Source organism: Salmonella sp. 32020114201800008SM (genome assembly GCF_017572025.1).
GTDB classification, from domain to species: Bacteria; Pseudomonadota; Gammaproteobacteria; order Enterobacterales; family Enterobacteriaceae; genus Salmonella; species Salmonella enterica.
In genome coordinates this window covers 131,593-145,191 of the sequence record NZ_JAGEQM010000004.1, presented here as the reverse complement: position 1 = coordinate 145,191, position 13,599 = coordinate 131,593, and the positions used below count along the sequence as shown (strand labels likewise).

Below are 13,599 nucleotides of genomic sequence, written 5' to 3'. Positions count from 1 at the left end.
TAGGCGAATAAAAGCGTAAATGCTGTTCCACAGGAAAGTTCATGGCTGTCATTCAAGATATTATCGCTGCGCTCTGGCAACATGATTTTGCCGCGCTGGCGAATCCACACGTTGTTAGCGTCGTCTACTTTGTCATGTTCGCCACGCTATTTTTAGAAAACGGTCTGCTGCCAGCGTCATTCTTACCTGGCGATAGTCTGCTGCTACTGGCAGGCGCGTTGATCGCCCAGGATGTGATGCATTTTTTGCCGACGATTGGCATTCTCACCACCGCGGCCAGTCTCGGCTGCTGGCTAAGTTATATCCAGGGACGCTGGCTCGGTAATACGCGTACCGTCAAAGGCTGGCTGGCGCAGCTTCCGGCAAAATATCATCAGCGCGCCACCTGCATGTTTGACCGTCACGGTTTGTTAGCGTTGCTTGCCGGGCGCTTTCTGGCGTTTGTCCGCACGCTGCTGCCAACAATGGCGGGTATTTCCGGCCTGTCCAACCGCCGGTTTCAGTTTTTTAACTGGTTAAGCGGCCTGCTGTGGGTGACTGTCGTGACCAGCTTCGGCTACGCGCTCAGTATGATCCCGTTTGTTAAGCGCCATGAAGACCAGGTAATGACATTTTTAATGATCCTTCCCGTCGCGCTACTGGTCGCCGGGCTGTTAGGTACGCTGGTCGTGGTGATTAAAAAGAAATACTGTAACGCCTGACGTATCCATAATCGGCCAGGATGGCCCGGTTACGCTTCGTTGACCCGTGGCGGGATGCCCCACTTAGCTCCCTTGCATTGTCCGCATTCTTGCCGCATCTTCGCCCGGCGTAACGCCAAAATAACGTTTAAACTCCCGGCTAAACTGCGATGCGCTCTCATATCCGACCCGCATCGCCGCGGCGCTGGCCTTCATACCATCGTGAATCATCATCATCCGCGCTTTATGCAGTCGGTAGCTTTTTAAATACTGCAACGGCGAGGTGCTGGTGACCGCCTTAAAATTATGGTGAAACGCCGACACGCTCATGTTCGCTTCTGCCGCCAGTTGCTCAACATTCAGGTTCTCGGTGTATTTCATTTCGATCTGTTTAAGTACGCGACTGATCAGGCTAAAGTGCGTCTGGCGACTAACCAGTGCAAGCAGCGCCCCGCCGCGCGGTCCCATCAGCACATGATAAAGAATTTCGCGAATAATCTGTTTTCCCAGAATCCGCGCATCCAGCGGGCGCTCCATCACATCCAGCAATCTTTCCACCGCACATAAAATCTCGTCCGACAGCGTGGCGGAGTTAATCCCACTGGCCGCCATCGGCAACTGGAAACGCTCATCTTCGCCAATGTCCATGAGCAACTCTTGCAGTTGCAGCACATCAATGTCGAGCCGAATACCGGCCAGCGGTACCTCCGGCGTCGCCCAGGTCTCGCATTCAAAAGGGAGCGGCACGGTCAGTAAAAGATATTCATTAGCGTCATAACGAAACTTGCGCTTGTTAATATAGCCAATTTTATGGCCGGAAAAGAGAAATATGATGCCAGGCTGATACATGACCGGCGTGCGCGGCCCCGGTTCAACACCATACAACAGACGAATGCCCGCCAGCCGCTCGCTGATTATTTTATCATTATTTTTTAAATGATTAATTTTATCCGCCAACTGTAAGCAAATTGCTTCACGATTCATAACGCGCCATTTTTTCATCAAATCCACTCCGCTGGATTGTGCGCATTTTTAGCGATTTTCTCCAGCATTCTGGAGAAATAGGCAAAACATTGGCAGAAATGTGCATTGAGAGACATCCCTCACAAGACCACAATGATGACCATCAGGCAGACAGCCGCCTGCCCTCTTTTTACCCACATAAGGGAATGAGCAATGAACAATTTCAAATTACATACCCCTACCCGCATTCTGTTTGGTAAAGGCGCTATCGTCGATCTTCGCGATCAAATCCCGCAGGACGCCCGCGTGCTGATTACCTATGGCGGCGGTAGCGTGAAAAAGACCGGCGTACTGGCGCAAGTTCAGGAAGCGTTAAAAGGACTGGATGTTCGGGAGTTTGGCGGTATTGAACCGAACCCGTCCTATGAAACGCTGATGAAGGCCGTGCAGCTTGTGCGCGACGAAAATATTACCTTCCTGCTGGCCGTTGGCGGCGGTTCCGTACTGGACGGCACCAAATTTATCGCCGCAGCGGCGCAGTATACGGACGGCGTCGATCCGTGGCACATTCTGGAAACCGGCGGTACTGAGATTCGTAGCGCAATCCCGATGGGGTCTGTGCTGACCCTACCGGCAACCGGCTCAGAATCGAACGCCGGCGCAGTCATTTCCCGTAAAACCACTGGCGACAAACAGGCCTTCCACTCCTCGTTCGTGCAACCGGTGTTTGCCGTACTGGACCCGGTCTACACCTATACATTGCCGCCGCGCCAGGTTGCGAACGGCGTCGTGGATGCTTTCGTCCATACCGTTGAGCAGTACGTCACTTACCCGGTTAACGGCAAAATTCAGGATCGTTTCGCCGAAGGTATTTTACTCACACTGATCGAAGAAGGTCCCAAAGCGCTGCAAGAGCCTGAAAATTATGACGTCCGCGCCAACGTGATGTGGGCCGCTACTCAGGCGTTGAATGGCCTGATTGGCGCTGGTGTTCCGCAGGACTGGGCGACGCATATGCTGGGCCATGAGCTTACCGCGATGCACGGTCTCGATCATGCCCAGACGCTGGCTATCATTCTGCCTGCGCTATGGAACGAAAAACGAGACGTTAAACGTGCAAAACTCCTGCAATATGCTGAACGTGTATGGAATATCACCGACGGTTCCGACGACGAGCGTATTGATGCCGCCATTGCCGCCACCCGCCGTTTCTTTGAACAGATGGGCGTGCCTACCCGTCTGTCCGATTACGGTCTGGATGGCAGCACTATTCCGGCGCTACTGGCTAAACTTGAGGCGCATGGATGCACAAATTTAGGTGAAAATCAGGATATTACGCTGGATGTCAGCCGTCGGATTTATGAAGCGGCGCGCTAAGGTTTTTTCGCCTCTGACTTTCGTTTTTGGCCATTTCGTCCAGACTTAAGTCACTTAGTCTCGCCGGACCCGACTCCGGCGAGCCAATTAAAAGAGGAACACATCATGGCTAATCCAACCATTATCAGGCTACAGGATGGCAACGTAATGCCACAACTTGGGCTGGGAGTCTGGAAAGCAAGCAATGAAGAGGTGATCGCGGCGATTCATAAAGCGCTGGAGGTGGGCTATCGATCGATTGATACCGCCACAGCATATCAGAATGAAGAAGGCGTCGGCAAAGCGCTAAAAGCAGCGAGCGTAGCGCGGGAAGAGCTGTTTATCACCACCAAGTTGTGGAATGACGATCAAAAACGTCCCCGCGAAGCCCTGCAGGAGAGCCTGAAAAAACTGCAGCTTGATTATCTCGATCTCTATCTGATGCACTGGCCCGTACCGGCTATCGATCACTATGTCGACGCCTGGAAAGGCATGATCGCGCTGCAAAAAGAGGGGCTGGTAAAGAGTATCGGGGTCTGTAACTTTCAGATCCATCACCTCCAGCGTCTGATCGATGAAACCGGCGTTACCCCTGTGATCAACCAGATCGAGCTTCACCCCTTGATGCAACAGCGCCAGCTACATGCGTGGAATGCGACGCATAAAATCCAGACCGAGTCCTGGAGCCCGCTGGCGCAGGGCGGCGAAGGCGTATTCGATCAGAAAGTGATTCGCGAACTGGCGGATAAATACGGCAAAACGCCCGCCCAGATTGTTATTCGCTGGCATCTGGACTGCGGGCTGGTCGTCATTCCGAAATCCGTCACCCCTTCCCGTATCGCGGAAAACTTTGCTGTCTGGGATTTCCGTCTCGATAAAGATGAATTAGGCGAGATCGCAAAACTGGATCAAGGCAAACGCCTCGGCCCCGATCCGGATCAGTTCGGCGGTTAAGCCAGATTTATCGCACGCCATGCCCGACGATGTCGTCGGGCTTTTTTGCATTCCGAAACATTAAGAAACAATTACGCGCATTTAACAGTATATTTCCCCCACACACAAGCGCAGAATTATTCTGATTTTGTGAATATTTATTCATATTTATTATGAATTTACTTAATACATATAAAATATTTATGGATGTGTGATTGTGGCGGAAAAAAAATCTCAGGGCGTCAAATGGCTCCCATTAATTCTTATTCTGGTTATCGCCGCCGGACTGTGGCAGCTAACGCCCCCTTCCGGGTTAAGCGCGCCGGCCTGGCATTCCGCGATTATTTTTGTCGCGACGATCGCCTCTATCGTGGCGAAAGTGCTGCCTATTGGCGCGGTCGGTATTATCGGCATCACCGTCTTTGCGCTCGCCTATGCTGCCGGCGACAAAACGGCCAGCGGCGCGATTACCACGGCCTTGAGCGAGCTGAACAGTTCGCTGATCTGGCTTATCGTCGTCGCCTTTATGATTGCCCGTGGGTTTATCAAAACCGGGCTGGGTCGGCGTATCGCCCTACAAATGATCCGTCTGTTAGGTAAACGAACGCTGGGCCTGGCTTATGGCCTGGCGTTTGCCGATCTGATCCTCTCCCCCGCGATGCCCAGTAACACCGCGCGCTGCGGCGGCGTGATTTACCCGATCGCCGACTCGCTGGCGCGCAGCTTTGATTCACATCCGGAAGATGAGTCTCGCAGCAAAATCGGCACCTTTCTGATCACCTGTATTGGCAATGTTAACGACGTCACCGCCGCACTGTTTATGACCGGTTATACGGGTAACCTGCTGGCGGTAAAACTGGCGGCGAACGCCGGCGTTACGTTGAGCTGGGGAAGCTGGTTTATCGCCGCGCTCCTGCCTTGCCTGGTCTCTTTTCTTATCGTCCCGCTGCTGGTCTACTGGCTGACCCGTCCGGAAATTAAACATACGCCGGATGCGCCGGATTTGGCGCGCAAAGAGCTGGCGCAAATGGGCAGTATGACGCGCGGCGAGTGGCTCATGCTGGCGACCGTCGGCGTGTTGCTGGTGCTATGGATTTTTGGCAGCTCGCTCGGCGTGGATGCCACGACGGCCTCTTTTGTCGGTCTCTCTATTTTATTACTGAGCGGCGTGCTCACCTGGGAAGACGTTAAAAGCGAAAAAGGCGCCTGGGATACGTTGATTTGGTTTGCCGCGCTGCTGATGATGGCTAACCAGTTGAAGAAACTAGGATTCACCAGCTGGTTTGGCAACCTGATTGGCGACAGCATCGGCAGCACGATGCATGGAACCAGTTGGATAATCATCCTGCTGCTGCTTAACGCAGCCTATTTTTATACCCACTATTTTTTCGCCAGCGGCAACGCGCAAATCGCCGCGCTGTATGCGGTATTTCTGGGCGTCGGTCTGCATCTGAATATTCCGGCGGCGCCGATGGCGCTCATGCTGGCGTTTACCAGCAGCCTGTACTGCTCTCTTACGCAGTATACCCACGCACGCGGCCCCATTCTTTTTGGCGCCGGCTATGTACCGACGGGCGTCTGGTGGCGAACGGGATTTATTATCAGTCTCTTTAATCAGGCGGTCTTTTTGACAGTCGGCCTCGCATGGTGGAAAGTGCTGGGGTTGTATTAAACGCTTAACGCATCGATAAACCCCTCGGTTAACGGAGAAATGGAATGACCTGCATTTTCTGTCAAATAGTTGAAGGTAAAGCACCTTGTCATAAAGTTTGGGAAGATGAGCATCACCTGGCTTTTTTGTCGATTTTTCCGAATACCGATGGGTTTACCGTAGTGATCCCGAAAAAACATTACCCCAGCTACGCGTTCGATCTACCGCCGCAGGCGTTAGCGGACCTGATGCTGGCGACCCAAAAAGTGGCGAAGAAACTGGATAAGGCTTTCCCGGATGTCAGTCGTACGGGAATGTTCTTCGAAGGTTTCGGCGTAGACCATGTGCACAGTAAATTAAGCCCCATGCACGGTACTGGCGATTTAACCCACTGGAAACCGATTGAATCGCGGCAGAATAAATTTTTCGAACAGTATGAAGGATATCTGTCGTCACACGATCATGAACGGGCTGATGATGAAAAACTGGCCGCGCTGGCGGCCAGAATTCGTGAGGCATAAATACGGAGCACTTCTGCCGGATGGCGGTGTAAGCACCTTATCCGGCCTACAAAACTGTGCTATTCATAGACCTGATAAGCGCAGCGCCGTCAGGCATTATACCTTAGATTATATACTTCTTATCTATTTTAATATATCAACCCTGGTAGGTTAAATATTACGGCGCGTGGCTAAATATTTCGTACAAAAACCATCCAGGAATAGCGGCAATAACACCCATTAAAATTATCCCTGCAAGAGTCATTTGCCTGTCTTCACGTTTTTCCATACTACATGCTTTAATAGCCATTATGAATATAACAACAGCTATTATAGCAATTACGATAAAACAGGGAATAATAATCATACCCATGATATCCCCTCCTCTGGGGCTGTATACAAGCATCATGCCTTAATCATTAAGGTAATATATAATTAATTTATACAATCAATAATATTTAAATAAAATATAAAGCTCCCGTAATTTAGCAATTACTAAAGACCGACACAATATATTTAGATGTCTGTTACTTCCAAAAACATTAGCTTCCAGAAGCAACAGATTCAAAGGTAATTAACGCCCTGCGCCTTTCCCGCGCTTCTTATTAGCGGCAAGCCCCTGCCGCTGATGTTCCACTGGCGTATGCTTGGTCAGCGCCGGGCGGGTATTGCGATTCTGGCGACGCGCTTCGCGCATCTCTTCAATGGTCGGCGCAGGCACCAGACACTCACGGCGACCGCCAATCAAATGCTTTTTCCCCATTGCTTCCAGCGCCTGGCGAATCAGCGGCCAGTTCGCCGGATCGTGATAACGCAGCAGCGCCTTATGCAGGCGACGTTGCCTGTCTCCCTTCGGCACCACCACATCTTCACTCTTATAACCAATTTTACCCAGCGGGTTTTTGCCGGTGTAATACATGGTGGTCGAATTCGCCAACGGCGACGGGTAGAAGTTCTGCACCTGATCCAAACGGAAGCGGTGGCGCTTGAGCCACAGCGCCAGATTCACCATATCCTCGTCCCGCGTGCCCGGATGCGCGGAGATAAAATATGGGATCAGATACTGCTCTTTTCCGGCCTGTTTAGAGTAAAGGTCAAATAACTCTTTAAAGCGATCGTAGCTGCCCATACCCGGCTTCATCATTTTCGACAGCGGACCTTCTTCAGTATGCTCCGGCGCAATCTTCAGATAGCCGCCCACATGATGGCTTGCCAGCTCTTTAATATAGCGAGGATCTTCTACGGCGATGTCGTAGCGCACGCCGGAGGCAATTAAGATTTTCTTAATGCCTTTCAGCTCACGGGCACGGCGATAAAGATTGATCGTCGGCGTATGGTCAGTATCCATATGCGGACAGATATCCGGATAGACGCATGACAGGCGACGACAGGTCTGCTCCGCACGCGGCGACTTACAGCGCAGCATATACATGTTCGCGGTAGGACCGCCCAGATCGGAGATCACGCCGGTAAACCCCGGCACCGTGTCGCGGATCGCTTCGATCTCGTTGATAATAGAGTCTTCCGAGCGGCTCTGAATGATGCGCCCTTCATGTTCAGTGATCGAGCAGAAAGAGCAGCCGCCAAAGCAGCCGCGCATGATATTGATCGAAAAGCGGATCATCTCATAGGCCGGAATACGGGCATTGCCGTAAGCCGGGTGCGGCACACGCTGATACGGCAGCGCAAACACGCTATCCATCTCTTCAGTGGAGAGCGGTATGGCGGGCGGGTTGATCCAGACATAGCGGTCGCCGTGTTTTTGCATCAGCGCCCGCGCGCAGCCAGGGTTAGTTTCGTGATGCAGAATACGCGACGCATGGGCGTACAGCACCTTGTCGCCTTTCACCTTTTCAAAGGATGGCAGCAGGATATAGGTTTTTTCCCACGGCTTCGGACGCGGCGGCTGCACGGTAATCGCTTTAGCTTCCTGCTTTTTCGGCGCGACCGGCTTGTTATCCGCGCACGGCAGATCCTCACCATAGGGATGGGGAATTGGATCGATTTTACCCGGCGTGTCCAGACGAGTGGAGTCGACGCCGCTCCAGCCAGGCAGCGCTTCTTTAACCATAATCGCAGTGTTACGCACGTCACGAATCTGATCGATGGTTTCGCCCATTGCCAGACGATGCGCCACTTCCACCAGCGGACGCTCGCCGTTGCCAAACATCAGCATGTCGGCTTTGGAATCGACTAGCACTGAACGACGCACAGTATCAGACCAGTAGTCGTAATGCGCGGTACGGCGCAGACTGGCCTCAATGCCGCCGAGGATCACCGGGACATCTTTCCACGCTTCTTTGCAACGCTGGGTATAGACCAGCGTGGCGCGGTCCGGGCGTTTGCCCGCGACGTTATCTGGGGTGTAGGCGTCATCGTGGCGCAGCTTACGGTCAGCGGTGTAACGGTTGATCATCGAGTCCATGTTGCCGGCGGTGACGCCGAAGAACAGGTTCGGTTTTCCCAGACGCATAAAGTCGTCTTTGCTGTTCCAGTCCGGCTGGGCGATGATCCCCACGCGGAAGCCCTGCGCTTCCAGCATACGACCGCAAATCGCCATGCCGAAGCTCGGATGGTCGACGTAGGCGTCGCCGGTTACCAGAATAATGTCGCAGCTATCCCAGCCAAGTTGATCCATCTCGTCACGTGACATCGGCAAAAACGGCGCCGGCCCAAAGCAGGCGGCCCAGTACTGCGGCCAGGAGAAAAGGTCGCGATCCGGTTGGATCAGGGAGATAGCGCTCATAATGCTTCCAAAACGATTGGCAAAAAAATAATCAAAGGTCGGGGATTATAAGCCGTATCTATAGCGAAAATGAAGGAGATTATCGCCTTATATGCAGGACTGGCGCGAAATAGAAACAACTTTCAACGGCCTGGCCTGAGGTGTTTGAAATTGGTCTTATGAATATCTTCAAATTGGTATGCAATTAATTATACCCACGTCTAAAAACGCAGTATCGTCATAACAACAAAAAGTAAAAAAACATCACATTATCAGTAATATATAAAAAAACTTCGCTGAATTGCTCACGACACTGTTTTTACCATGACTTTCTTCTGTGAACCAGATCTCTTTCTTTGGTCTATTGATTAAATTAAATTGGCTGACAGAATTCAGGGGATAAAGAACACCATCACCACGCCTTTCCCCAACGCAACACCTTACGTATCAGCAGGTTATTAATTAATCAACGATAACCACAGGAATCCCAACCTATAAGGAAGCAGATATGAAAAACACACGTTCATTCACAACATCAGCGGTATTACTGGCCGGCTGTTTGCTACTGGCATTTCCAGCGCTCGCCAAAACCACGCTGAAACTGAGCCACAATCAGGATAAAAGCCACGCCGTTCACAAAGCGATGAGCTATCTGGCCGATAAAGCGAAAGCCTATTCGGACGGCGAATTAAATATTCGTATTTACCCCAACGCCACGCTGGGCAACGAACGTGAATCGCTGGAATTGATGAACTCCGGCGCTCTGCAAATGGTGAAAGTCAATGCGGCATCGCTGGAGTCTTTTGCGCCGGAATATAGCGTGTTTAGCCTGCCGTTTTTATTCCGCGACCGCGATCACTACTACAACGTACTGAAAAGCGACTTAGGGAAACGCATTCTCGCGTCCTCCGAAAGTAAAGGCTTCGTCGGCTTAACCTGGTACGACGGCGGCGCCCGCAGTTTTTACGCCAGTAAGCCCATCACTCAACCCGACGATTTAGCCGGTATGAAAATCAGAGTGCAGCAAAGCCCCAGCGCTATCGCGATGGTGAAAGCGCTCGGCGGCGTGCCGACGCCGATGGCGCAAGGCGAACTCTATACCGCGCTCCAGCAAGGCGTGGTCGATGGCGGCGAAAACAACCCCGTGGTTTATGCCGATATGCGTCATGCGGAGGTGGCGAAATTCTATTCCCGCGACGAGCACACGATGGTGCCGGATGTCCTGGTCATCAGTACCAAAGTACTTAACAAATTGAGCGATAAAGAGCGGAAAGCGTTATATAAAGCCGCAGATGAATCCATGCAGCAAATGAAAGATGTCATCTGGCCCGCCGCGGAAAAAGAGGCTTATGAGAGCATGAAGGCCATGAACGCGACCGTTGTTGATATTGATAAATCCGCGTTCAAACAGCGTGTTAAGCCCTTGTTTGATGAGTTCCGCGCGAAAGATGCTCAGTCAGCGAAGGATCTGGAATACATCGAGAATATGTAAATCTGCCGGGCAGGGTTCTCCTGCCCTTTACAGGATGTAATATGCGAATACTCACCAATGCACTGAACAAAATACTGGCCGGGTGCTGCTGTATTATTCTGGCGGTCATGGTTGCCTGCGTATCCTGGCAGGTGGCGGCGCGCTTTATATTCAACGCGCCAAGCAGCACGCTCGACGAATTCACCCAGATTCTTTTTATGTGGATGATTCTGTTAGGCGGCGTCTATACCGCCGGATTAAAAAAACATTTAGCTATCGATTTGTTAGCGCAAAAACTCTCCCGAACGCCCGCCCTCGTACTCGACAGTATCATTCAGGTGATTATTACCGTGTTCGCGCTGATTTTTATGGTGTACGGCGGTGATATTATTGTTGAAAAAGCGGCGCACGTCAGCCAAATGTCCCCGGTATTAAAATGGCCTATGGATAAAGTCTATTGGGTCATGCCGATTAGCGGCGTCATCCTGGTGTACTACACCATTGTGAACGTTATTGATAATTATCATCAGCGCCATCTTCGCTAACGAGGGATATATGGACTTTGAATATATTTACCCAATAATTGTTTTATTTGGCAGTTTTGCCATTATGCTGGCGGTCGGCGTTCCTATTACATTCGCTATCGGGCTGTCGTCCTTATTCTCAATCCTGATAGCCCTTCCCCCGGATGCGGCAATCTCGGTTATTTCACAAAAAATGACCGTCGGTCTCGATGGCTTTACGCTGCTGGCGATCCCCTTTTTTGTGTTAGCCGGCAATATCATGAATACCGGGGGAATCGCCCGGCGCCTGGTGAATCTGGCTCAGGCGTTAGTTGGCCGCCTTCCCGGTTCGCTGGCGCACTGCAATATTCTGGCGAACACCCTGTTTGGCGCGATATCCGGCTCGGCGGTCGCTTCTGCGGCCGCGGTGGGCGGCATCATGTCGCCATTACAGGAAAAAGAGGGCTACTCTCCGGCGTTCTCTACGGCGATCAACGTCGCTTCGGCGCCGATTGGCCTGATGATCCCGCCCAGCAATGTGCTAATTGTCTATTCGCTGGCTAGCGGCGGCACCTCTGTCGCCGCCCTGTTTTTGGCGGGCTACCTGCCCGGCATCTTAACCGCGCTGGCTTTAATGACGGTAGCGGCGCTGTATGCCCATCGCCACCATTACCCGGTTGCCGAACGCATCAACCTGCGGCAGTTTCTGTCGGTATTCCGCGATTCGTTGCCCAGCCTGTTGCTGATATTTATTATTATCGGCGGCATTATCGGCGGCGTATTTACGCCAACAGAGGCCTCTGCGATCGCGGTAATCTATAGCCTGGCGCTGGCGGCCATTTATCGAGAAATTAATGTGAGTAAGTTGCGCGATATTCTGCTGGATTCGGTAGTAACCAGCTCTATTGTTCTCTTACTGGTCGGCTGCTCAATGGGAATGTCATGGGCGATGACCAATGCTGATGTTCCTGAACTGATTAATGAAATGATTACCAGCGTGTCCGAAAATAAATGGGTCATCTTGCTGATTATCAATCTCATTTTGTTATTCGTTGGGACATTTATGGATATTACCCCGGCTATTCTAATCTTTACGCCTATTTTCCTTCCCATTGCTCAACATCTGGGAATCGACCCTGTCCATTTTGGCATTATTATGGTTTTCAATTTAACCATCGGACTGTGTACGCCCCCGGTAGGCACTATTTTGTTCGTCGGTTGCAGTATCGGCAAAATCAGTATTGATAAAGTCGTCAAACCGCTATTACCGATGTTTCTGGCACTCTTTGTGGTCATGGCGATGATTTGCTACTTCCCGCAGTTGAGTCTGCTGCTTCCCACGTTGTTTGCTCCTTCCTGAAAACCCTGACGGGTCTGCGCTATTCAGACCCGTACTCGGACGCTTTACGACGCCGGATTCACCAGCATTTGCCCAATCGAGCCGCGGTCAGCCATTTCCAGCGTCTGGCTGTTGAAATAGAACGGGAAGTGCGGCCAGGACGGCTGACCGTAATAGACCAGCAATTCGACTTGCCCATCCACCCAGACGGTATCTTTCCAGCCTCTATCTTCCGGGAACGGCATAGCGCCGTTGACGTTACGAATCAGGAAAGAGACGCCCTCAATATGGAACGACTGCGGCATATCGGCGCGTACCGTCCAGCGCTCCCAGGTGCCTTGTTGGGCGGTAATATCAATGCGATTCACATCCCACAGTTGGCCGTTAATCCCCGGATCGTCGCCAAGACTGATGTCCCGACTGCGGACAGGCGCGCCGCTCATGATCTCCGTCGGCAACAGACGCATCGGAAGATTATCGGTCACCAGCGGCAGCAATCCGGTTGGCCGTAACGTCAGCACCAGGGTCGAAACCAGAATACTGGAAGGCTCAAAGAAACCGCGAATCCGATCGACTATGCTGGCCGCTTCCCCGCAGGTGATCGAGACTTCGTCGCCGTTGGTCATATCAACCAGGATTTCACGTCGCTCGCCGGGCGCCAGTGACAACTGTTTGACGGAAACCGGCGCAGGTAAAAAGCCCTGATCGCCTGAAATCACATGCAGCGCCCGGCCATCGCTCATCTGAAGCTGATAGCGCCGCGAGTTCGAGGCGTTCAACAACCGTAATCGCACCCAGCCGCGGGACACTTCGACATAGGGGCTTTGCGCGCCGTTCACCAGCAGCGTATCGCCGACAAAACCACCGCTTCCCGGTTCGCTGTACTCCGGCGTCCCAAAGTTATCCAGCCGTTTATCCTGGATAATGACGGGAAAATCATCCACGCCGTAATGGTTCGGAATGGGCAGCGTTTTACTGATGTCGTCTTCGACCAGCCACATTCCGGCCAGGCCGTTATACACCTGCTGCGCAGTGCGGTTAGGCGTGTTAGCGTGATACCACAGCGTCGCGGCGCTCTGACGAATCGGCAACACCGGCGCCCAGTCCGCGTTCGGCGACATCATACGCGCCGGGCCACCCATCAGCGGCCCCGGCACCAGTAAACCAGCAACCGTCATGGAGACATTTTCCGCCAGGCGGTTGCTATAGATGAGTTTAACGTCATCGCCTTTCCAGACGCGGATTGTCGGCCCCAGATAACGACCGTTCACTCCCCAGACCGGCGCGCGCGTGCCTTGCGTAAAGGACCAGTGCGCTCGCTGTAGCGTCATAAACAACGGCTGCCCGCGACGGGACTCCAGCAACGGCGGAACAGGCAACGGCTGTTGCTGACCGGCAGCATTCGCCCTGAGGGGAATCGCGCCTGCACATAGTGCGATTCCCGATGCCTGAAGAAACTGACGCCGACTGAATGACAT

At 52.4% G+C, this 13,599-nt stretch carries 11 protein-coding genes and 1 pseudogene; 8 read left to right on the top strand and 4 right to left on the bottom strand.

What is annotated here, in order from left to right; translation table 11 throughout:
• Positions 1-41 precede the first annotated feature (41 nt).
• Positions 42-701, top strand: a complete 660-nt coding sequence (gene yghB / locus J4613_RS12935) for a DedA family general envelope maintenance protein YghB (RefSeq protein ID WP_000268444.1) — start codon at positions 42-44, stop codon at positions 699-701.
• Positions 702-764: 63 nt separating this feature from the next.
• Here yghB and J4613_RS12930 read toward each other — a convergent pair whose 3' ends face one another.
• Positions 765-1,664, bottom strand: coding sequence for an AraC family transcriptional regulator (locus tag J4613_RS12930; RefSeq protein ID WP_001078198.1), 900 nt, complete (start codon positions 1,662-1,664; stop codon positions 765-767).
• A gap of 192 nt (positions 1,665-1,856) precedes the next feature.
• On the opposite strand from J4613_RS12930, the gene yqhD reads away from it, so the two are divergent.
• The 4 genes and pseudogenes from yqhD (at position 1,857) to J4613_RS12910 (ending at position 6,104) form a co-directional block, all read left to right on the top strand.
• Positions 1,857-3,020: an alcohol dehydrogenase gene (gene yqhD / locus J4613_RS12925; RefSeq protein WP_001058722.1), complete on the top strand. Its 1,164-nt coding sequence runs from the start codon at positions 1,857-1,859 to the stop codon at positions 3,018-3,020.
• A gap of 105 nt (positions 3,021-3,125) precedes the next feature.
• Positions 3,126-3,953, top strand: a complete 828-nt coding sequence (dkgA, locus tag J4613_RS12920) for a 2,5-didehydrogluconate reductase DkgA (protein ID WP_000013100.1) — start codon at positions 3,126-3,128, stop codon at positions 3,951-3,953.
• A gap of 165 nt (positions 3,954-4,118) precedes the next feature.
• Positions 4,119-5,604 (top strand): annotated as a pseudogene (locus J4613_RS12915) (DASS family sodium-coupled anion symporter).
• A 44-nt stretch (positions 5,605-5,648) separates the two neighbouring features.
• Positions 5,649-6,104 carry an HIT family protein gene (locus J4613_RS12910; RefSeq protein ID WP_000128242.1) on the top strand — a complete coding sequence of 152 codons (456 nt, stop codon included), beginning with the start codon at positions 5,649-5,651 and terminating at the stop codon, positions 6,102-6,104.
• A 157-nt stretch (positions 6,105-6,261) separates the two neighbouring features.
• Here J4613_RS12910 and J4613_RS12905 read toward each other — a convergent pair whose 3' ends face one another.
• Both J4613_RS12905 and J4613_RS12900 read right to left on the bottom strand, forming a co-directional pair.
• Complete coding sequence (locus J4613_RS12905) at positions 6,262-6,456, bottom strand: hypothetical protein (RefSeq protein ID WP_000525384.1); 195 nt, start codon at positions 6,454-6,456, stop codon at positions 6,262-6,264.
• 201 nt (positions 6,457-6,657) lie between these two features.
• Positions 6,658-8,829 (bottom strand): YgiQ family radical SAM protein, encoded by a 2,172-nt coding sequence (locus J4613_RS12900; RefSeq protein ID WP_001274458.1) that lies wholly within the window; start codon positions 8,827-8,829, stop codon positions 6,658-6,660.
• A 487-nt stretch (positions 8,830-9,316) separates the two neighbouring features.
• On the opposite strand from J4613_RS12900, the gene J4613_RS12895 reads away from it, so the two are divergent.
• From J4613_RS12895 to J4613_RS12885, 3 genes are read left to right on the top strand one after another with little or no spacing between them, the layout of a single operon-like run.
• Complete coding sequence (locus J4613_RS12895; protein WP_000799370.1) at positions 9,317-10,300, top strand: TRAP transporter substrate-binding protein; 984 nt, start codon at positions 9,317-9,319, stop codon at positions 10,298-10,300.
• 41 nt (positions 10,301-10,341) lie between these two features.
• Complete coding sequence (locus J4613_RS12890; protein WP_001221828.1) at positions 10,342-10,824, top strand: TRAP transporter small permease; 483 nt, start codon at positions 10,342-10,344, stop codon at positions 10,822-10,824.
• A 10-nt stretch (positions 10,825-10,834) separates the two neighbouring features.
• Positions 10,835-12,142: a TRAP transporter large permease subunit gene (locus tag J4613_RS12885; protein WP_000345259.1), complete on the top strand. Its 1,308-nt coding sequence runs from the start codon at positions 10,835-10,837 to the stop codon at positions 12,140-12,142.
• A 44-nt stretch (positions 12,143-12,186) separates the two neighbouring features.
• Here the strand turns inward: J4613_RS12885 and ftsP are convergent, their stop codons facing one another.
• Positions 12,187-13,599: a cell division protein FtsP gene (gene ftsP / locus J4613_RS12880; protein ID WP_000010658.1), complete on the bottom strand. Its 1,413-nt coding sequence runs from the start codon at positions 13,597-13,599 to the stop codon at positions 12,187-12,189.